Origin of the sequence: Pseudomonas sp. NMI760_13 (assembly GCF_021283245.1) — a bacterium.
Classification (GTDB): Bacteria; Pseudomonadota; Gammaproteobacteria; order Pseudomonadales; family Pseudomonadaceae; genus Aquipseudomonas; species Aquipseudomonas peradeniyensis.
In genome coordinates this window covers 165857-184451 of sequence record NZ_JAJSRC010000002.1, presented here as the reverse complement: position 1 = coordinate 184451, position 18595 = coordinate 165857, and the positions used below count along the sequence as shown (strand labels likewise).

The window sequence follows — 18595 nt, the reverse complement described above, 5'->3', positions numbered from 1 at the left end:
ATGCTCAATACGCTGCGCAAGATCGTCCAGGAAGTGAACTCCGCCAAAGATCTCAAGACGGCGTTGGGTATCATTGTCTTGCGCGTCAAGGAGGCGATGGGCAGCCAGGTCTGCTCGGTCTACCTGCTCGACCCGGACAGCAACCGCTTCGTGCTGATGGCCTCCGAGGGCCTGAACAAGCGCTCCATCGGCAAGGTCAGCATGGCCCCCAACGAGGGCCTGGTCGGCCTGGTCGGCACCCGCGAGGAGCCGTTGAACCTCGAGAACGCCGCCGACCACCCCCGCTACCGCTACTTCGCCGAGACCGGCGAAGAAAAATTCGCCTCCTTCCTCGGTGCGCCGATCATCCACCACCGCCGCGTGGTGGGGGTACTGGTCATCCAGCAGAAGGAGCGCCGCCAGTTCGACGAGGGCGAAGAGGCTTTCCTGGTCACCATGAGCGCCCAGCTTGCCGGGGTTATCGCCCACGCCGAGGCGACCGGCTCGATTCGTGGCCTGGGGCGCCAGGGCAAGGGTATCCAGGAGGCCCGCTTCGTCGGTGTGCCGGGCTCCCCGGGTGCCGCCGTCGGCCGTTCCGTGGTGATGCTGCCGCCCGCCGACCTCGAGGTGGTGCCGGACCGCACCGTCGAGGACATCGACACCGAACTCAAGCTGTTCAACAACGCCCTCGAAGGCGTGCGCGAGGACATGCGCAAGCTGTCGGCCAAGCTCGCCACCCAGCTGCGCCCCGAAGAGCGCGCGTTGTTCGACGTCTACCTGATGATGCTCGAGGACGCCGCCCTCGGTGGCGAGGTGGTCGAGGTCATCAAGACCGGCCAGTGGGCCCAGGGTGCCCTGCGCCAGGTGGTCGGCGAGCACGTCAACCGCTTCGAGCTGATGGACGACGACTACCTGCGCGAGCGTGCCTCGGACGTCAAGGACCTGGGCCGGCGCCTGCTGGCGTATCTCCAGGAGGCCCGCTCGCAGTCGCTGGTCTATGAGGACAACACCATCCTGGTCAGCGAGGAGCTGACCCCCGCCATGCTCGGCGAGGTGCCGGAAGGCAAGCTGGTGGGCCTGGTCTCGGTACTCGGCTCGGGCAACTCCCACGTGGCGATCCTCGCCCGGGCGATGGGTATCCCCACCGTCATGGGTGTGGTCGACCTGCCGTATTCGAAGGCCGACGGCATCGAGATGATCGTCGACGGCTACAAGGGCGAGGTGTTCACCAACCCGGGTGAAGTGCTGCGCAAGCAATACAGCGATGTGGTCGAGGAGGAGCGCGAACTGGCCAAGGGCCTCGATGCCCTGCGCGAACTGCCGTGCGTCACCCCGGACGGCCACCGCATGCCGCTGTGGGTCAACACCGGCCTGCTCGCCGACGTGGCCCGCGCCCAGCAGCGTGGCGCCGAGGGCGTCGGCCTGTACCGCACCGAAGTGCCGTTCATGATCAACCAGCGCTTCCCCAGCGAGAAGGAACAGCTGGCGATCTACCGCGAGCAGCTGCAGGCGTTCCACCCGCTGCCGGTAACCATGCGCAGCCTCGACATCGGCGGCGACAAGTCGCTGTCGTACTTCCCGATCAAGGAAGAGAACCCGTTCCTCGGTTGGCGCGGCATCCGCGTCACCCTCGATCACCCGGAAATCTTCCTGGTGCAGACCCGCGCCATGCTCAAGGCCAGCGAGGGCCTGAACAACCTGCGCATCCTGCTGCCGATGATTTCCGGCATCCACGAACTGGAAGAAGCCCAGCACCTGATCCACCGCGCCTGGGGCGAGGTGCGCGACGAAGGCACCGACGTGCCGATGCCGCCGGTGGGGGTGATGGTGGAAATTCCCGCCGCCGTGTACCAGACCCGCGAGCTGGCGCGCCAGGTCGACTTCCTCTCGGTCGGCTCCAACGACCTGACCCAGTACCTGCTGGCGGTCGACCGCAACAACCCGCGGGTCGCCGACCTGTACGACTACCTGCACCCGGCGGTGCTGCAGGCGTTGCAGACCGTGGTCAGCGTCGCCCACGAGGAAGGCAAGCCGGTGAGCATCTGCGGTGAGATGGCCGGCGACCCGGCTGCGGCGATCCTGCTGATGGCCATGGGCTTCGACAGCCTGTCGATGAACGCCACCAACCTGCCAAAGGTGAAGTGGATGCTGCGCCAGATCAACCTGAGCAAGGCCAGGGAACTGCTGGCCGACGCCATGAGCCATGACAACCCGCAAGTTATCCACAGCTCGCTGCAACTGGCGCTGAAGAACCTTGGCCTGGCGCGGATGATCGGGCCGAACAAGACCCTCTGAGATCCTGGGCCCGCTTTGCGGGCCTTATGTCGCGAAACGGGCGCAGAGCGTCCGGCGATCTCGAATACCTGCTTGGGTTTCCCTGGCAACTACGCTTCAATACGCGCCTTTACCAGTCGTCCAAGGATCCGCCCCCATGGCCACCAACACCAAACAACAGAAACGCGCCAAGCGCGCCGCCACCAAGGCCAAGCAGAACCGCATGGTGCGCAGCGGCCAGGCAGTCAAGGCCAGTGCCGGCGACAGCGCCAGCGTCGAGCAGGTGTTCAACAAGGCCATGGAGTCGGGCAGCTACGACAGCCTGTTCGTGAAAATGAAGGAAGCCCAGGAAGGCGGCCTGGTGCCGATGATCTCGGTATTCCTGGTCGACCCACTGCTGGCACTGGTGCTCAAGGGCCACAAGGAAGAACACGCCACCGACTACATCGTCCTGGTGTTCACCGCCTACCGCGCGTGGCTCGACGGCATCGACGAGGATGCGACCATGGCCTGGCTGGAGAGCGACGAGTTCCAGGACGCCTATGTCACCGCCTCGGAGGTCGTGGCCAGGCAGCAGCAACAGCAGAAGCAGTTCGGCTGATAGTGACGCTCAACTTGCACCGGCCTCTTCGCGGGTAAACCCGCTCCCACAGGTTCCCTATCGCCTTTCAGGCTTGTGAGATCCCTGTGGGAGCGGGCCTCACAGGCAAACAAAAAGGCCGCGCCCCTCACAGGACGCGGCCTTTGCATTTCACACCAGCGGATCAGCTATCCAGCGCCACCCGCGCAGCAGCACCACGCTTGCGGTGCAGCAGCAGGCCAGCCGCCACCACACCAATGCTCAGGATGGCCGTGGCGATGATCTCGGCACGGTGATCCTCACGCAGCGCCATCACCACCAGGATGGCAATGATGAAGGCGATGGTCGCCCAGGTCAGGCCCGGGAACATCCACATCTTGAACGAGATCTTCTCGCCCTTGGCTTCACGCTGGGCACGCATGCGCAGTTGCGACACGGCGATCACCAGGTACACCAGCAGGGCGATGGCGCCGGAGCTGGCCAGCAGGAACTCGAACACCGCGGCCGGGGCCAGGAAGTTGGCGAACACGCACAGGAAGGCCGCGGCGGTGGAGAGCAGCACGGCCCAGTGCGGGGTGCCCGCCTTGGTGGTGCGCTGGGCGATGGCCGGGGCGTCGCCACGCTTGCTCAGGGAGAACAGCATGCGCGAGGAGGTGTACAGCGCCGAGTTCAGGCAACTGGTCACCGCGACCAGCACGACGATATCGACGATCAGCTTGGCATTCGGCACGCCGATCAGGCTGAGGACAGTCTGGTAGGAGCCTTTCTCGGCGAGGGTCGGATCGTTCCACGGCACCATGGCCACGACCAGGAAGATCGACACCAGGTAGAACAGGCAGATACGCCAGATCACCGAGTTGGTGGCCTTGCTGATCTGGCGGCCCGGGCCTTTCGACTCGGCGGCGGCGATGGTGACGATCTCGGTGCCCATGAACGAGAACATGGTGGTCAGCATCGCGGCCAGCACCGCGCCCAGGCCGTTGGGCATGAAGCCCTGGGTATCGAACAGGTGGCTGATGCCGCTGACCTGGCTGCTCGGCACCATGCCGAACATGGCCGCGCAGCCGACGACGATGAAGCCGATGATCGCCAGCACCTTGAGCAGGGCGAACCAGAACTCGAACTCACCGTAGTTCTTCACGCTGAACAGGTTGGTGACGGTCAGCGCCAGGGTGATGATCAGGGAAAACGCCCACAGGTCCACCGACGGGAACCAGGCATGCAGGATGGCGGCGGCGGCGTTGGCCTCCAGCGGGATCACCAGGACCCAGAACCACCAGTACAGCCAACCGATGGTGAAGCCAGCCCAGCGCCCGATGGCGCGGTCGGCATAGGTGGAGAAGGACCCGGTGTCGGGCGAGGCAACCGCCATTTCGCCGAGCATGCGCATCACCAGTACCACCAGGGTACCGGCGGCGGCGTAGGCCAGCAGCACGGCAGGGCCGGCGGCAGCGATGGCATGGCCGGAGCCGACGAACAGGCCGGCGCCGATCACGCCGGCAATCGACAGCATGGTCACATGCCGTTGCTTGAGCCCCTGAGCGAGGTCATTGGAATTGTTACCGCTCATAAAACTACCTTTGTAAGGAGGTGGACTACACGAATGACTGGCCAGCGCGCCGGGGTGTGAGTGGGCGTCGCTGCATTCAGTGGTTTCGGGATGGCAATAAGCGGGCCAGCTGAGAATGGCTTTCGTCTGAAATGTTTCTGTAACCAAGAACGACGCGGCTTGCAGGGCATTGTGCCAAGCTTTGACCGAAAGGTCGTCAAATCCCCATGCCAAGTTGGGATTACTGAAATACCCACTTACAAACGCACCAAAGGTGCCCCTCGGTAACACCTGGGCACAAATTCAGGACACGGCAAAGCGCAACCTCAAGGCGCAACCTCGAACCCGCATAACCCGCGACACAGTGCCACCCGGCCAAAAACGGCTTCCCAGATAGGAACAAAGCTGGCACCATCGCGCCTTTTTTCATCAAAGCTCCGGTGCTGGGCAGAACGCCAATGCGGATATCCTAGCGACAGTCCACTGCAGCGATGCGACAAACTGTCCCACCAGCGACCCGAGCCCCCCGCGACCCGGTTGGCCGCCGTTGCGCCGCTATGCTAGCGTGGCGCTCGCCAGGAAGGCCGCCAACAGCTGGGAACGCACCCGAACACATGAGGACCGCACATGGCCCAGGCCACGCCCGCGCTGGAAATCCGCAACCTGCACAAACGCTATGGCGAGCAGGAAATTCTCAAGGGCATTTCGCTGACCGCGCGCGACGGTGACGTGATCTCCATCCTCGGCTCATCCGGCTCTGGCAAGTCCACCCTGCTGCGCTGCATCAACCTGCTGGAGAACCCGCACCAGGGCGAAATCATCGTCGCCGGCGAGTCCCTCAAACTCAAGGCGCAGAAAAACGGCGACCTGATCGCCGCCGACAACCGCCAGATCAACCGCCTGCGCAGCGAGATCGGCTTCGTCTTCCAGAATTTCAACCTGTGGCCGCACATGTCGATCCTCGACAACATCATCGAGGCGCCGCGCCGCGTGCTCGGCCAGAGCAAGGCCGAGGCCACCGAGCACGCCGAGGCGCTGCTGAACAAGGTCGGCATCTTCGACAAGCGCCACAGCTACCCCGCCCAGCTTTCCGGTGGCCAGCAACAGCGTGCCGCCATCGCCCGTACCCTGGCCATGAAGCCCAAGGTCATCCTGTTCGACGAGCCGACCTCGGCGCTCGATCCGGAAATGGTCCAGGAAGTGCTTAACGTCATCCGCGCATTGGCCGAAGAAGGCCGTACCATGCTGCTGGTGACGCACGAGATGAACTTTGCCCGCCAGGTGTCCAGTGAAGTGGTCTTCCTGCACCAGGGCCTGGTCGAAGAGCAGGGATCGCCGCAGCAGGTCTTCGAGAACCCGACCTCGGCGCGTTGCAAGCAATTCATGTCCAGCCACCGCTAACGGAGCAACACGAATGCAGACCTACAAGAAATTCCTCCTGGCCGCTGCCGCCACCCTGGTGTTCTCGGCCAATGCCATGGCAGCCGAGAAACTGAAAATGGGCATCGAGGCGGCCTACCCGCCCTTCAACAACAAGGATGCCAGCGGCCAGGTGGTCGGCTTCGACAAGGATATCGGTGACGCCCTGTGCGCCAAGATGAAGGTCGAATGCGAAGTGGCCGTCTCCGACTGGGACGGCATCATCCCGGCGCTGAACGCCAAGAAGTCCGACTTCATCATCTCCTCGCTGTCGATCACCGACGAACGCAAGCAGGCCGTCGACTTCACCGACCCCTACTACTCGAACAAGCAGCAGTTCATCGCACCGAAAAACGTCGACTTCAAGACCGACCGCGCTTCGCTCAAGGGCAAGACCATCGGCACCCAGCGCGCCACCCAGGCGGCTACCTGGCTGGACGATAACGGCGGCATGGACGGCGAGTTCAAGGTCAACCTGTATGATGGCCAGGAAAATGCCTACCTCGACCTCACCTCCGGCCGCGTCGATGCCATCCTCGCCGACAAGTACGCCAACTACGACTGGCTGAAATCCGAAGCCGGCAAGAACTACGAGTTCAAAGGCGACCCGGTGAACGAAAGCGATAAGGTCGGCATTGCCGTGCGCAAAGGCGACAATGAGCTGCGCAACAAGCTCAACGCCGCACTGAAGGAAATTGTCGCCGACGGCACCTACAAGAAGATCAACGACAAGTACTTCCCGTTCAGCATCTATTGATTCGCCCCGACAGGCATCGCCGCCCTGGCGATGCCTGTCCCTTGAACAAACTTACCCATGAATATCGACCTGCACGGATTCGGCCCGGCCATGATGGCCGGTACCCTGATGACCGTAAAACTGGCGCTCTGCGCCTTGCTGCTGGGGCTGGTCCTGGGCCTGCTCGGCGCCCTGGCCAAGACCTCGCCGGTCAAGCCCTTGCAATGGCTTGGCGGCACTTATTCCACACTGGTGCGCGGCGTACCCGAACTGCTCTGGGTGCTGCTCATCTACTTCGGCACCGTCGGACTGATGAACAGCCTGGGCGAGCTGCTGAACATGCCGGGCCTGGAGCTCAGCGCCTTCACCGCCGGGGTGATCGCCCTCGGCCTGTGCTTCGGCGCCTACGCCACGGAAGTGTTCCGCGGCGCGATCCTGGCCATCCCCAAGGGACACCGTGAAGCGGGCCTGGCACTGGGCCTGTCCAAGGGTCGCATCCTCTCGCGGATCATCCTCCCGCAGATGTGGCGCATCGCCCTGCCGGGCCTGGGCAACCTGTTCATGATCCTGATGAAGGACACCGCGCTGGTGTCGGTGATCGGCCTTGAAGAAATCATGCGCCATGCACAGATCGGCGTGACCGTGAGCAAGGAGCCGTTCACCTTCTACGCGGTCGCCGCCTGCATCTACCTGGGCCTGACCATCATCGCGATGATCGGCATGCACTTCCTGGAAAAGCGCGCCGCTCGCGGCTTCATGAGGGCCGAGTAAATGAACTGGGAAGTCATCATCAAGTGGCTGCCACGCCTGGCCCAGGGCGCGACCCTGACCCTGGAGCTGGTGGCCATCGCCGTCATCGCCGGCCTGATCCTGGCCATTCCGCTGGGTGTGGCGCGCTCTTCGCGGCACTGGTACGTGCGCGCCCTGCCCTACGGCTACATCTTCTTCTTCCGCGGCACACCGCTGCTGGTGCAGCTGTTCCTGGTCTACTACGGCCTGGCCCAGTTCGACGCAGTGCGCAACAGTTCGCTGTGGCCGTACCTGCGCGATCCGTTCTGGTGCACGGTGCTGACCATGACCCTGCATACTGCCGCCTATATCGCCGAGATCCTGCGCGGCGCCCTGCAGGCGATCCCCAAGGGCGAGATCGAGGCGGCCCGGGCGCTGGGCATGTCGCGGGGCAAGACGCTGCTGTACATCATGCTGCCGCGCGCCACGCGCATCGGCCTGCCGGCCTACAGCAACGAAGTGATCCTGATGCTCAAGGCCAGCGCCCTGGCCAGTACCGTGACGCTGCTGGAACTGACCGGCATGGCGCGGACCATCATTGCCCGGACCTACCTGCCGGTGGAGATCTTCTTTGCCGCCGGGGTGTTCTACCTGCTGATCTCGTTCGTGCTGGTGCAGGGCTTCAAGGTGCTGGAGCGCTGGCTGCGCGTGGATGCCTGCCAGGGACGTTGAACCCGGGGCCGCACGCGGCCCCCTCTCTGTAGGAGCGGCCTTGTGCCGCGATGGGCTGCACAGCAGCCCCTCTCGCTAGCACCCCGGTGCCCGAATGACCTCAACACCCTACCTGCAAACCAACCAGCTCCTCGAGCGCTTCCAGGCCCTCGACCGCTTCCTCACCCGCCACCAGCCCCTGTGGCACCCACGCCCGTTCACCCACCTGCGCCTGGCGTGGGAAGACCAGCACCCGCAACTGTCCCATTGGCTGCGCCAACGCACCCTCGAGCAAGCTGAATCCTCCGAAACCTCGGAGGCCCCGCCCCCCTTCCCACAACTGGCCGCCGAAGCCGCGCAGCTGTCCGCCGTCGGCGAGCTGCCCGATGCCGGCCTGCATCCCGCCGGCCACCGCCTCGATGTCGGTGTCCCCGGCCGCAAGTGGCAGCAGATCGAAGCCTTCAGCCGTCGCCTGGCGTTCAGCCAACCCGCCCGGCACTGGCTCGACTGGTGTTCCGGCAAAGGCCACCTGGGCCGTCGCCTGTTGCAGACCGACCAGCAACTGACCTGCCTGGAGTACGACGCTGAACTGGTCAGCGCCGGCAAGGCCCTGAGCGAGCATCACCACCTGCCCGCCACCCACGTACACCAGGACGTCATGGCCGCCGACAGCGCCCGCCACCTGAACGGCGACAAGAGCGCGGTCGCCCTGCACGCCTGCGGCGACCTGCATGTCCGGCTCATAGAGCTGGCAAGCCAGCAGGGTTGCCGGCAGATCGCCGTTGCGCCCTGCTGCTACAACCGCATCCAGGGCAAGGCCTATCAGCCACTCTCCGGCGCCGCCCGGGCCTCGGCGCTAGCCTTGACCCAGGAAGACCTGGGCCTGCCGCTGAGCGAGGCGGTCACCTCCAGCCTGCGCACCCGCCGCCAGCGCGACACCTCAATGGCCCGCCGCCTGGGCTTCGACCTCTTGCAGCGCCAGCAACGTGGCATCGACGGCTACCTGCCCACGCCATCGCTGCCGGTCAGCTGGCTGGCAAAACCCTTCGAGCAGTACTGCCGCGACCTGGCCGAACTCAAGCAGGTCACGATCAACGGCAACCCCGACTGGGCCACCCTGGAAGCCGCAGGCCAGCGACGCCTGGCCGAGGTGCGTAACCTCGAGCTGGTTCGCAATCTGTTCCGCCGCCCCCTGGAAATGTGGCTGGTGCTCGACCGCGCCCTGTTCCTTCAGGAGCAAGGCTACGTGGTGCGTGTCGGGGTGTTCTGCGATTACCCGCTGACGCCCCGCAACCTGCTGCTGCTAGGCGAGCGTGACACAGCGCCGCAGCACGGTTGACAGCCTGTGGATAACTCTGTGAACAAGCTTGTGATGAAAATCACCAAATCTTGGATCCAGAGGCTATTTGCGCTGCTTTGCTTATTCCACCATGGGCGTCAAAGCCAGTAAAAACAGGACTTTGCGCAAAGACCGATGGTAGCGCTGGCCGGCATGCCTTTCGCGCAAGCGGCCAATGCCCATTGTGCATAAACCATTCGGCCAAGCGCTTTGGCGGGGGTGTTGTCAAGCCAGTTTGAGCAAGCTCATGCCTACCAGCAGCAGCACCAGGCCGAGCCAGCCGCGCCCGGACAGGCGCTGACCGAACAGGGCCCAACCCATGGCTACGGTGGCGAGAATGCCGAAGCCACCCCAGATCGCGTAGGCCAGCGACAGGTCGATGTCCTTGACCGCCTGGGCCAGCGCGGTGAACGCCGCCAGCACGCAGAGGATCGAGGCCACGCCCAGGCCCTTGCGACGGAAACCGTCGGAATACTTGAGCAGCAGGTTGGCCAGGACTTCCAGCACAATGGCCAGGCCCAGCTAGGCAAATGGCATCAGCATGGCACGGCCTCCCCTTCACGTTCGACGGCCTTGGCCCGGGTGCCGGCCTTGACCAGCAGGATGCCGGCGATCATCACCGCCAGACCCAGGGCCTTGGTCCAGCCCAGGCTTTCGCCGAGCCAGAGCACGCTGATCAAGGTGATCAGCACGATACCGAACCCCTCCCACAGCGCGTAGGCGACACCCACCGGCACACGCTTGACCGCCAGGGCCAGGAAGAAATACGACAGACAGATCATGACGTACATGACGGCATGCCCCAGCACGGGGAAATGGGTGGCGGCGAGTTTCATCGACGCCGTGCCGATCACCTCGAAGGTGATGGCGACGATCAGGTAGATCCAGGAACGCATGATGCCCTCCCATGGGCGACAGCAGCCGAGCGCACAGGCATCGGCACCAGACAGAGACGTTTACGGCTGTAGAGGGAGGGTGGCGCTAGAGGTCGCCGGTCCAGTGACGCTCACGGGAAACCAGGCGGGAGGAAGAGAGGAGCTTGAAAGCTTTACTGTTCAACATAATGAACACAAGATTAGCTTAGCTGATCGATTAAGTCAAAACGATAGGCTAAGACTAAATATTTCTCGCGAAAAATTGCGTGCCTCCAGATTTATCCTCTTAAAGCCTGCTGAAAGCTTCGTAAATTATATTCCCCACAGTCGTTCCTATAGGGATGACCCTGCGACTGCTCTATAGCGTAGGCAAGCTTCCTCAGCGTGGGAGCGGGCTAGCCCCGCGATCACCGGCAAGGCCGGTGCCATGCCTACTCCCTCCTCCTGCGACAAACCGTCGCCACAGGCCAAATAACAAAATTAATTATTGTTTTACGATAATTATTCAAGAATAATCCGCCCCGTTCATCACTGTACGGAGGCACCCCATGAACAGTAGATCCGTGGCCTATGCGCGTTCGCGCCTACGCACCATCGGCGCATTCGCCGCCTACCTGGCGTGGACAACCGCGATCGTCGAGCTGACGATCACCCCGTTGCTTTTTATTTTCGATTTCCCCGACATGCTCAACGGCTACCTGCAAGCCTACGGCGACCAGATGCCCCTGCTGCTGGAACCCGGCTACCAGGCATCCCCCCTGGCCATCGGCCTGGTATTGGTGGTGGACATGATCCCGACGATGATTTCCGTCATCGCCCTCTGCCTGACCGGCCTGTTCTTCCATCGGCTGTCCCGTGGCCAGACCTGGACCTCGGACAATATCAAGCTGCTCTGGTGGGTCGGCCTGCTGTGCATCTTCACCCCGTTGCTGTGGCCGGTGACCTATACCTTGCAGGGCCTGGCCCTGGCCATCGACCTGCCGGCCGGCGAAAGGAGCTTCAGCTTCTCGATCGGTGTATCATCGCAGGCTGTCTACGAGATCATGAAAGGCATCCTGCTGTGTGCCTTCTCGCTGCTCATGCGTGACGCCAAGACCATCAGCGATGAACACAACTGTTATGTCTGACTGCTTCCTATGCCGATAATCATCCGCCTCGACGTCGTCATGGCCCGGAACAAGATGCGTTCCAAGGACCTGGCGGAAATCATCGGTATCACGGAAGCGAACCTGTCGCTGCTGAAAAACGGCAAGATCAAGGGTTTCAAGATCGAGACCCTGGAGAAGCTGTGTCGCGCCCTGAACTGCCAGCCCGGCGATCTGCTGGAGTTCAGCGACGAATGATCAAGGACTGCAACACCCATGGCACTTTTCCACAACAGTTTGGCCGCCCTCGTGCTGGCCTGCCTGGCCTTGGCCCTGGCCGGCTGCGGCCCGAGCTACACCTATAGATACTCGCCACCGCCCAGCGCGCATGGCATGAATTGCATCAACAGCTGTTCGACGGAGCGCAACCACTGCCAGCAGATGGCGCGCCTGCAGGAGAACAGCGAACGTGCGCTGTACCAGGCCGAGATGAGGGCCTACCAGTACTGCCAGAACGGCAAGAGCAAGAAGGAAGCGCGTCACAGTTGCCACTACCCGAGCTACCCCTTCCACACGGGGAGCAGCTACAGTTGCGGCAATGACTACGACTCCTGCTACATGGCCTGCGGCGGCACCATCCAGCGCATCCTGAACAAAGACTGATCCCGGAACGGACTCGAACATCGTGAAACACACCAAGCCTTTCGCCCTGCTGACCCTCGCCCTGGCCATGACCGGCTGCGCCAGCGGCACGCCTTCGAGCAAGCCCGCCCCGCTGAACTGGAACATGCCCGGCATGCAACTGGGCGGCGACCGCGGCCTGCCCCTGCACAACGCCGACGGCAGCTGCCGCAAGCGCGGCTGCGACAATGGCAAGCTGTTCTTCAACCCGGGCCAGCCCGAGCCAAGCGTCAACTCCATCCACCGCGGCTGGTAGGAAATTTCTCCTTTGTGCGCGGTGACTTAGGGGAATGTGCGATGGATGCAACGAAGTGGTTTACAGCGGCAAATCCATCGCTATAATGACGCCCCTGTGCCGGTATAGCTCAGATGGTAGAGCAACTGACTTGTAATCAGTAGGTCCCGGGTTCGATTCCTGGTGCCGGCACCATCCTCAAAGCCTCGACGAATGTCGGGGCTTTTTCGTTTCAGCCCCTGCGACACATTGCCCACCCTCTCCACTTCTTGTTCTCCCTCAATAAACCCTACATTCAAAGCGGCTATTCCTGTGCCCGACGGCTTTCGTCGACTTAAGGAGAAGTCCCATGAATGAGCAAGAAGGCGTGTCCCTGACCCGGCGTGGCATGCTGGCCGGTACCGTGTTGCTGGGCGTCGGCGCCTCGGCGCTTGGCAGCGGCCTGGCAAAGGCCGCGACCGCCGTACCGGGCCAGGACCCGGCGGTTGACCTAGCGAAACTGGAGCGTGTCAGTGTCGAGCTGGTGGCGCCGCCGCAAGTCCACGCCCATACCCAACGCGCCGAGGGCAAGCCTCGGATCGTCGAGTTCCGCATGGTCATCGAAGAGAAGGAGCTGGCTATCGACACCGCCGGCGCCTACATCCACGCCATGACTTTCAACGGCTCGGTACCCGGCCCGCTGATGGTGGTGCACGAGGGCGACTACGTGGAGCTCACCCTGGTCAACCCGGCCAGCAACAGCATGATGCACAACATCGACTTCCACGCCTCCACCGGCGCCCTCGGCGGCGGCGAGCTGACCCACGTGAAGCCCGGCGAGCAGGTGAAGCTGCGCTTCAAAGCCGACCGTGCCGGGGTGTTCGTGTATCACTGCGCACCGGGCGGGGCGATGATTCCCTGGCATGTGGTGTGCGGCATGAACGGCGCGATCATGGTCCTGCCCCGCGACGGCCTGAAAGACCCAGAGGGCCGGCCGTTGCGCTACGACAAGGTCTGGTACATCGGCGAGCAGGACTACTACATCCCCCGCGACAAGGACGGCAAGTACAAGCGCTACGCCAACCCCATGGCCAGCTTCGGCGACATGAGCCAGCTGATGAAAGGGCTGGTGCCCAGCCATGTGGTGTTCAACGGCAGCGTCGGTGCCCTGACCGGCAAGCAGGCGCTCACCGCAAAGGTCGGCGAGACTGTGCTGATCGTCCATTCCCAGGCCAACCGCGACACTCGCCCGCACCTGATCGGCGGCCATGGCGACTATGTCTGGGCCTCGGGCAAGTTCGCCAACCCGCCGCAACGCAACCTGGAGACCTGGTTCATCCCCGGCGGCGCGGCGGGCGCGGCGCTGTACACCTTCCGCCAGCCCGGGCTGTACACCTACCTCAACCACAACCTGATCGAAGCAGTGATGCTCGGCGCCGCCGCGCATGTGCAGGTCGAGGGTCAGTGGAACGACGACCTGATGAAACAGGTGCAGGCGCCCGGGCCGATCAGCTAGCGGCATTGATCCCGATCAAGCCCCTTGGCCATGCGCGGCATAGCCTGAGCGCAGGCATTCACTTCATGGAGGGAGACATGGCCAAGCGATTTCCCAGCAACCCTAGCCATCCCGAACGGATCTGCTGGGGCTGCGACCTGTACTGCCCGGCCAAGGCGCTGGCGTGCGGCAACGGCGCAGACCGGACCATGCATCCGGTGGAGTTGTTCGGGGAGGATTGGAACCAACTCGATGATCGCCTCGACAAGCCACTCGACATCCACCCGGATCGGCAATCGAACACAGGTTGATGTCCTACCGATTTCAATCGGACTGAAACTGGAAATACGGCAAGGTGGCGAATTGCGAATCAGCGTGCGACTGCCGCTGGACGCGATTGCCTGGTCACTTGCAATCACCCTGCAGGATCCTGAGCGCCGCCTCGGCCAGGAAACCCGAACGGCTCTTGTGCTCCGGATGGTTCTGCACGTACGAGTCGATGCGGGTGAGCAGGTAAGCCGGCAGCGTGATGTTGAGTTTCTCGGCCTTGCCCAGGTAACGAGTAATGTCGATATCGATCAGCGCCCAGGTACAGCCAACATAAGCCGGATTGGCCGCGTGCACGCTGACCAGGCTGGCCTTGGGGATCTCCTGCTGGTCCTGGGCCAGCAGTTCGAGGTGGCCTTCGATGGCTTCGCGGGCCATGGCGATGGCGTTGTCGAGGTCTTCGCCGGCCGAGAAACAGCCCGGGATGTCAGGGACTTCAACACCCCAGGCGTGTTGATCGTCACCGGGGAGAATCGCAATGGGAAACAACATGGTGATGGGTCTCCTCGTCAACTGGCATAGCCGATCCGCGCCTGGCGCAGGATGCTGGCCGCAGTGGCCGGCAGCAGGTCTTTCTTTGGGTGCGGGATGGTGACCAGGCCTGGCTTTTCGGGATGCTTGAAGTGATGGTGGCTGCCTTTCGAACGCACCAGGTACCAGCCATCCGCCTCGATCACTGAAATCATTTCACGGCTGTTCATGAACCCATTCCTTGGGCTGGCCGCTCGGTGGTTAGTATAACCACCGAGCGGCGTTTATCAACACCATACCCACTATTGCGACGAGTGGGCTGCCAGGAAGGGAAGTATGGTAAGAGGCACAGCATGAGCATCTGGAGAAGTGATGCGGGATCTTGCGGCCAAGCCTTTCAGGGTCTTTGACCGAGCGAGGGCCTTCAGGTGTCTGCCGTTACCCTTGCAGCGCCTATCAGATCGAGCGCCGCCCGCGCGGCGCATCGCGGCACAAGGCCGCTCCTACATTTGTTGCAACGTGCCGAACCTGTCAGGCCATGGTTGCCTGCCTTGGTGCATGTCTTGAGACAGGTGGGGTGTCCACGCTGAGACCGCGTCGGAGCAACAAGGCGGACCAGGTAATGGCACAGGATTGACTGGCCCGAAACAGATGTAGGAGCGGCCTTGTGCCGCGATGCGCCGCGCGGGCGGCACTCGATCTGATAGGCGCTGCAACTCTAACGCCGAACACCTTGAAAACAACGAATCGATCAAAGTACCGCCAAAGCCTTACTCTTCAGCACCTCCAGATCCATCACCGGCACCCCGGTCAGCTTCGCCATCTCGTCCCACTCGCGCAGGCGCAGACTCACCCGGAATAGAGGATCGGCCTCGAAAGCATCGGCTTCGCTGTCGCTCATCACCCCGCCCTGGTACGCCAGCGTGCGCCGGCTGGCCTCGCTCAGGCGATCGTAGTAACCGGGCTGGCGCAAGGTCAGGTAGCGCTTGGCCTCGACGTGATACTGCACCAGCCGCGCCAGTCGCTCGCTGAAGCCGCAGCGGCGCAGGTACTCGGCACCGATACGTTCATGGCTGACGATGCCATAGCCGCCCATGTCCTCGCCCTCGCACAGGTGGCCGATGTCGTGGAAGAAGGCGGCGAGGACCACTTCGTCGTCGTAGCCCTCCTGCATGGCCAACTGGGCGGCCTGGGACATGTGCTCGATCTGGGTGATGGCTTCGCCGATGTAATCGGCACTGCCGTGGCGCTCGTAGAGGGCGAAGGTGTCGCTGATGATCTGGGTGGGTGTGGGCATTGTGCCTAATCCTGACTGACCTGGTCTGTCGCTATCGCGGGGCAAGCCCCGCGACAGGGCCATGACGACTTGTTACTGAATCTGCTCCGGCGTCACGATCACCCAGTTCTTGTCCGCGGTAACCGGCAACCCTTCCCTGGCCTGGGCCGCCGCGTTCTTGGCGATCATGCCGTTCAACTGGTCCATGTACTTGGCCTTGCGATTTATCCACAGGTGGATGCCGCCTTTGCCCACATCCACACCATGGAATTGCATGTAACCATCGCTGGTCGGGGTATCGCCGCCCACCAGCACCGGCTTCTTCCACTCATCGATGTAAGTGAGGATGGCCGCCTGCTTGCCGGCCATCCAGGTGGCCGGGGTCCACAGGTACGGGGTCAGTTCCAGGCCTTCATTGGCCTTGGGATCGTACTGCCCGGCAGTGATCTGCTTGCGCGCCGTGGTCAGCTGGCCACTGGCGCGGTCCTTGAGCAGCAGGCTCACGCCGATCACGTTCTGCGGTTTGACGTTGTAGCCGTACTTGGGATCGGCGGCGACCATGCGCACCAGCTCTTCGGAGGCCGCGGAAATCACATAGACCTCGATGCCGTTCTCCATCAGCTTGTTGTACAGCTCGGCCTGGCCGGTGAACACCTTGGGCGGTTGCACCTCGATGGTCTTGACCTGATCCCCCTCGAAATAGGTGCTGGGGATCGGCTTGCCCGAGGCCATCAGCTCGTCGACCTGCTGCTTCAGCTCCTTGAGGGTGAAGCCCGAGAACACCTGGGCCACCCAGGGGTAGCAGACCATGTCGTCGAGTTCGCACAGGCGGTAGTAGTAGCTGAACAGGCTCTCCTTGTGCTCGGCGGTGTCCTTGAACGGGATCAACTTGAGCGAGGGGTCGAGCTTGTCGCGGCTCAGCAGGCCCTTGTTCTCCATGAACGGCAGCAGCGCTTCCTCGAGGTCGAAGCGGTAGCTGGTGTTGTCCATGTCGAACACCGCGTAGTTACCCTTGTTGGCGTTGGCGGCAATCATCGCGTCGAGCTTCTGCGCGGCCTCGGCCGGCCAATGCTTGAGCTCGGTGGCCGCCCAGCTGCTGGCGCTCAGCAACAGGGCCAGGCCGCCGGCAAGGATTCTCGGAGCAGACATCATGTGCGGTTCTCCAAAAGACGTGGCCGCTCAACCCTAGACCTGATTTGTGACAAACAGGCATGCGTGAGCGACCCCGAGACAACCGCAAACGTCATGTTCATTGCCAAAAACGACCAGACGTTATTCCATAAACGACTATGCAAATTACTTTTAGGTATAAATTCGTTTGTTTTCAGGCTGTTAGCATTTCCGTTCGTAATCGCTCACAGAGGCGATGCCTCTTCCGCCTTTTCCTGGAGCTTCAATGAACCTGCCGCTGTCACTCAACCTGCTGGCGTTCCTGGCCCTGCTGCTGGGCCTGGCGCAAACCCGCCGCACCGACTGGAGCCTGGCCAAGAAAGTGCTGTTGGGCCTGGTGCTGGGCGTGGTGTTCGGCCTGGTCCTGCACACGATCTATGGCGCCGGCCACCCGGTGCTCAAGGCTACCCTCGGCTGGCTCGACCTGGTCGGTAACGGCTATGTCGGCCTGCTGCAGATGATCGTCATGCCGCTGATCTTCGCCTCGATCCTCAGCGCCGTGGCGCGCCTGCACAACGCCTCGAGCCTGGGCCGGATCAGCGTGCTGAGCATTGGCGCCCTGCTGCTGACCACCGCCATCGCCGCGCTGATCGGCATCGTCCTGACCAACCTGTTCGGCCTCAATGCCGAAGGGCTGGTGGCCGGTGCCCAGGAAAGCGCCCGCCTGCAAGCCATCCACAACGACTACGCGGGCAAGGTCGCCGACCTCAACATCCCGCAACTGCTGCTGTCATTCATCCCGACCAACCCGGTGGGCGACCTGGCCCGGGCCAAGCCGACCTCGATCATCAGCGTGGTGATCTTCGCCGTGTTCCTGGGCCTGGCCGCGCTGCAGCTGATCAAGGACGACAAGGACAAGGGCGAGCGCGCCCTGTCGGCCATCGATGTGCTGCAGGCCTGGGTGATGCGCCTGGTGCGCCTGGTGATGAAGCTCACCCCCTATGGCGTGCTGGCCTTGATGACCAAGGTGGTGGCCAGCTCCAACCTCGAGGACATCCTCAAGCTGGGCAGCTTCGTGGTGGTGTCGTACATCGGTCTGGGCCTGATGTTCGTGGTCCACGGGGTGATCCTGGCGCTGACCGGCGTCAGCCCCCTGCGCTTCCTGCGCAAGGTATGGCCGGTGCTGACCTTCGCCTTCACCAGCCGCTCCAGCGCCGCCAGCATTCCGCTGAACATCGAGGCGCAGACGCAGCGCCTGGGCGTGCCGCAGTCGATCGCCAGCTTCAGCGCCTCGTTCGGCGCGACCATCGGCCAGAACGGCTGCGCCGGGCTGTACCCGGCGATGCTTGCGGTGATGGTTGCCCCGGCCGTGGGCATCAATACCTTCGACCCGCTGTGGATCGCCACTCTGGTGGCCATCGTCACCCTGAGTTCGGCCGGTGTGGCCGGCGTGGGTGGCGGGGCGACTTTCGCCGCGCTGATCGTGCTGCCGGCCATGGGCTTGCCGGTGGAGCTGGTGGCCTTGCTGATCTCGGTGGAGCCGCTGATCGACATGGGGCGTACGGCGCTGAACGTGAATGGCTCGATGATGGCGGGGGTGGTTACCAGCCAGTTGCTCAAGCAGACCGACCAGCAGGTGCTGGCCGGCGACGAGCATGCGGAACTGAGTCACTCCTGAGATATTGTCGGGGGCGCTTTGCGCCCCTTTCCGGCCGGTCCGACGCCTCGGCGAGGCCGCTCCTACA

General features: G+C 63.1%; 21 protein-coding genes and 1 tRNA gene. 15 read left to right on the top strand and 7 right to left on the bottom strand.

The features are described from left to right. Together ptsP and LU671_RS02685 are read left to right on the top strand one after the other, a co-directional pair. Positions 1-2274 (top strand): phosphoenolpyruvate--protein phosphotransferase, encoded by a 2274-nt coding sequence (ptsP, locus tag LU671_RS02690; protein ID WP_232854875.1) that lies wholly within the window; start codon positions 1-3, stop codon positions 2272-2274. A 136-nt stretch (positions 2275-2410) separates the two neighbouring features. After that, entirely contained in the window at positions 2411-2854 is a 444-nt protein-coding gene (locus LU671_RS02685; protein WP_203648604.1) for a hypothetical protein, read from the top strand. 163 nt (positions 2855-3017) lie between these two features. Here LU671_RS02685 and gabP read toward each other — a convergent pair whose 3' ends face one another. Then, the gene (gene gabP, locus LU671_RS02680) at positions 3018-4403 is read right to left on the bottom strand and encodes a GABA permease (RefSeq protein WP_232854874.1); all 1386 of its coding nucleotides are present in this window, start codon (positions 4401-4403) and stop codon (positions 3018-3020) included. A gap of 606 nt (positions 4404-5009) precedes the next feature. Between gabP and LU671_RS02675 the strand changes: the two genes are divergently transcribed. The 5 genes from LU671_RS02675 to LU671_RS02655 all read left to right on the top strand — a co-directional run bounded on the left by LU671_RS02675 (position 5010) and on the right by LU671_RS02655 (position 9316). Next, a complete protein-coding gene (locus LU671_RS02675; protein ID WP_203648616.1) occupies positions 5010-5783 on the top strand; it encodes an ABC transporter ATP-binding protein in 774 nt (257 codons plus the stop codon). 13 nt (positions 5784-5796) lie between these two features. After that, complete coding sequence (locus LU671_RS02670; RefSeq protein ID WP_110734354.1) at positions 5797-6558, top strand: ABC transporter substrate-binding protein; 762 nt, start codon at positions 5797-5799, stop codon at positions 6556-6558. 57 nt (positions 6559-6615) lie between these two features. After that, positions 6616-7308 (top strand): ABC transporter permease, encoded by a 693-nt coding sequence (locus LU671_RS02665; protein WP_203648618.1) that lies wholly within the window; start codon positions 6616-6618, stop codon positions 7306-7308. Next, positions 7309-7998, top strand: coding sequence for an ABC transporter permease (locus tag LU671_RS02660; protein ID WP_232854873.1), 690 nt, complete (start codon positions 7309-7311; stop codon positions 7996-7998). A gap of 94 nt (positions 7999-8092) precedes the next feature. Continuing rightward, entirely contained in the window at positions 8093-9316 is a 1224-nt protein-coding gene (locus tag LU671_RS02655) for a methyltransferase (RefSeq protein WP_232854872.1), read from the top strand. A 225-nt stretch (positions 9317-9541) separates the two neighbouring features. Here the strand turns inward: LU671_RS02655 and mdtI are convergent, their stop codons facing one another. Together mdtI and LU671_RS02645 are read right to left on the bottom strand one after the other, a co-directional pair. Continuing rightward, positions 9542-9838, bottom strand: a complete 297-nt coding sequence (mdtI, locus tag LU671_RS02650; RefSeq protein WP_232854952.1) for a multidrug/spermidine efflux SMR transporter subunit MdtI — start codon at positions 9836-9838, stop codon at positions 9542-9544. Between the two features lie 14 nt (positions 9839-9852). Continuing rightward, positions 9853-10212 carry a multidrug/spermidine efflux SMR transporter subunit MdtJ gene (locus LU671_RS02645; protein WP_028688477.1) on the bottom strand — a complete coding sequence of 120 codons (360 nt, stop codon included), beginning with the start codon at positions 10210-10212 and terminating at the stop codon, positions 9853-9855. Positions 10213-10739: 527 nt separating this feature from the next. Between LU671_RS02645 and LU671_RS02640 the strand changes: the two genes are divergently transcribed. The 7 genes from LU671_RS02640 (at position 10740) to LU671_RS02610 (ending at position 13977) form a co-directional block, all read left to right on the top strand. Then, positions 10740-11318 carry a hypothetical protein gene (locus LU671_RS02640; protein ID WP_203648623.1) on the top strand — a complete coding sequence of 193 codons (579 nt, stop codon included), beginning with the start codon at positions 10740-10742 and terminating at the stop codon, positions 11316-11318. Positions 11319-11327: 9 nt separating this feature from the next. Then, positions 11328-11534 (top strand): helix-turn-helix domain-containing protein, encoded by a 207-nt coding sequence (locus tag LU671_RS02635; protein ID WP_023629980.1) that lies wholly within the window; start codon positions 11328-11330, stop codon positions 11532-11534. Between the two features lie 18 nt (positions 11535-11552). Next, positions 11553-11939, top strand: a complete 387-nt coding sequence (locus LU671_RS02630; RefSeq protein WP_203648624.1) for a hypothetical protein — start codon at positions 11553-11555, stop codon at positions 11937-11939. Between the two features lie 22 nt (positions 11940-11961). Then, complete coding sequence (locus LU671_RS02625) at positions 11962-12213, top strand: hypothetical protein (protein ID WP_028688480.1); 252 nt, start codon at positions 11962-11964, stop codon at positions 12211-12213. A 98-nt stretch (positions 12214-12311) separates the two neighbouring features. Then, positions 12312-12387: transfer RNA gene (locus tag LU671_RS02620), tRNA-Thr, on the top strand. 154 nt (positions 12388-12541) lie between these two features. Next, positions 12542-13687 (top strand): copper-containing nitrite reductase, encoded by a 1146-nt coding sequence (gene nirK / locus LU671_RS02615; protein ID WP_232854871.1) that lies wholly within the window; start codon positions 12542-12544, stop codon positions 13685-13687. Positions 13688-13764: 77 nt separating this feature from the next. Then, positions 13765-13977 carry a DUF3079 domain-containing protein gene (locus tag LU671_RS02610; RefSeq protein WP_232854870.1) on the top strand — a complete coding sequence of 71 codons (213 nt, stop codon included), beginning with the start codon at positions 13765-13767 and terminating at the stop codon, positions 13975-13977. A gap of 94 nt (positions 13978-14071) precedes the next feature. On the opposite strand, the gene LU671_RS02605 is transcribed toward LU671_RS02610, so the two are convergent. The 4 genes from LU671_RS02605 to LU671_RS02590 all read right to left on the bottom strand — a co-directional run bounded on the left by LU671_RS02605 (position 14072) and on the right by LU671_RS02590 (position 16889). Continuing rightward, positions 14072-14485 (bottom strand): type II toxin-antitoxin system HicB family antitoxin, encoded by a 414-nt coding sequence (locus tag LU671_RS02605; protein ID WP_232854869.1) that lies wholly within the window; start codon positions 14483-14485, stop codon positions 14072-14074. A gap of 17 nt (positions 14486-14502) precedes the next feature. After that, entirely contained in the window at positions 14503-14694 is a 192-nt protein-coding gene (locus tag LU671_RS02600) for a type II toxin-antitoxin system HicA family toxin (RefSeq protein ID WP_050703388.1), read from the bottom strand. Between the two features lie 521 nt (positions 14695-15215). Beyond that, on the bottom strand, positions 15216-15761 hold the full coding sequence (locus LU671_RS02595; RefSeq protein WP_232854868.1) for a phosphonate degradation HD-domain oxygenase: 546 nt from the start codon (positions 15759-15761) through the stop codon (positions 15216-15218). A 72-nt stretch (positions 15762-15833) separates the two neighbouring features. Next, entirely contained in the window at positions 15834-16889 is a 1056-nt protein-coding gene (locus LU671_RS02590) for a haloacid dehalogenase-like hydrolase (RefSeq protein ID WP_232854867.1), read from the bottom strand. Between the two features lie 247 nt (positions 16890-17136). On the opposite strand from LU671_RS02590, the gene LU671_RS02585 reads away from it, so the two are divergent. Then, on the top strand, positions 17137-18528 hold the full coding sequence (locus LU671_RS02585) for an L-cystine transporter (RefSeq protein WP_232854866.1): 1392 nt from the start codon (positions 17137-17139) through the stop codon (positions 18526-18528). Positions 18529-18595 lie beyond the last annotated feature (67 nt).

Bases quoted from the DNA above. Each gene is read 5' to 3' on its own strand.
- LU671_RS02675 (WP_203648616.1), top strand. From the start codon at position 5,010: ATGGCCCAGGCCACGCCCGCGCTGGAAATCCGCAACCTGCACAAACGC.
- LU671_RS02665 (WP_203648618.1), top strand. From the start codon at position 6,616: ATGAATATCGACCTGCACGGATTCGGCCCGGCCATGATGGCCGGTACC.
- LU671_RS02610 (WP_232854870.1), top strand. From the start codon at position 13,765: ATGGCCAAGCGATTTCCCAGCAACCCTAGCCATCCCGAACGGATCTGC.
- LU671_RS02605 (WP_232854869.1), bottom strand. From the start codon at position 14,485: ATGTTGTTTCCCATTGCGATTCTCCCCGGTGACGATCAACACGCCTGG.
- LU671_RS02640 (WP_203648623.1), top strand. From the start codon at position 10,740: ATGAACAGTAGATCCGTGGCCTATGCGCGTTCGCGCCTACGCACCATC.
- LU671_RS02635 (WP_023629980.1), top strand. From the start codon at position 11,328: ATGCCGATAATCATCCGCCTCGACGTCGTCATGGCCCGGAACAAGATG.
- LU671_RS02600 (WP_050703388.1), bottom strand. From the start codon at position 14,694: ATGAACAGCCGTGAAATGATTTCAGTGATCGAGGCGGATGGCTGGTAC.
- LU671_RS02590 (WP_232854867.1), bottom strand. From the start codon at position 16,889: ATGTCTGCTCCGAGAATCCTTGCCGGCGGCCTGGCCCTGTTGCTGAGC.
- ptsP (WP_232854875.1), top strand. From the start codon at position 1: ATGCTCAATACGCTGCGCAAGATCGTCCAGGAAGTGAACTCCGCCAAA.
- LU671_RS02645 (WP_028688477.1), bottom strand. From the start codon at position 10,212: ATGCGTTCCTGGATCTACCTGATCGTCGCCATCACCTTCGAGGTGATC.
- LU671_RS02660 (WP_232854873.1), top strand. From the start codon at position 7,309: ATGAACTGGGAAGTCATCATCAAGTGGCTGCCACGCCTGGCCCAGGGC.
- LU671_RS02685 (WP_203648604.1), top strand. From the start codon at position 2,411: ATGGCCACCAACACCAAACAACAGAAACGCGCCAAGCGCGCCGCCACC.
- LU671_RS02630 (WP_203648624.1), top strand. From the start codon at position 11,553: ATGGCACTTTTCCACAACAGTTTGGCCGCCCTCGTGCTGGCCTGCCTG.
- LU671_RS02595 (WP_232854868.1), bottom strand. From the start codon at position 15,761: ATGCCCACACCCACCCAGATCATCAGCGACACCTTCGCCCTCTACGAG.
- nirK (WP_232854871.1), top strand. From the start codon at position 12,542: ATGAATGAGCAAGAAGGCGTGTCCCTGACCCGGCGTGGCATGCTGGCC.
- LU671_RS02585 (WP_232854866.1), top strand. From the start codon at position 17,137: ATGAACCTGCCGCTGTCACTCAACCTGCTGGCGTTCCTGGCCCTGCTG.
- gabP (WP_232854874.1), bottom strand. From the start codon at position 4,403: ATGAGCGGTAACAATTCCAATGACCTCGCTCAGGGGCTCAAGCAACGG.
- LU671_RS02655 (WP_232854872.1), top strand. From the start codon at position 8,093: ATGACCTCAACACCCTACCTGCAAACCAACCAGCTCCTCGAGCGCTTC.
- LU671_RS02670 (WP_110734354.1), top strand. From the start codon at position 5,797: ATGCAGACCTACAAGAAATTCCTCCTGGCCGCTGCCGCCACCCTGGTG.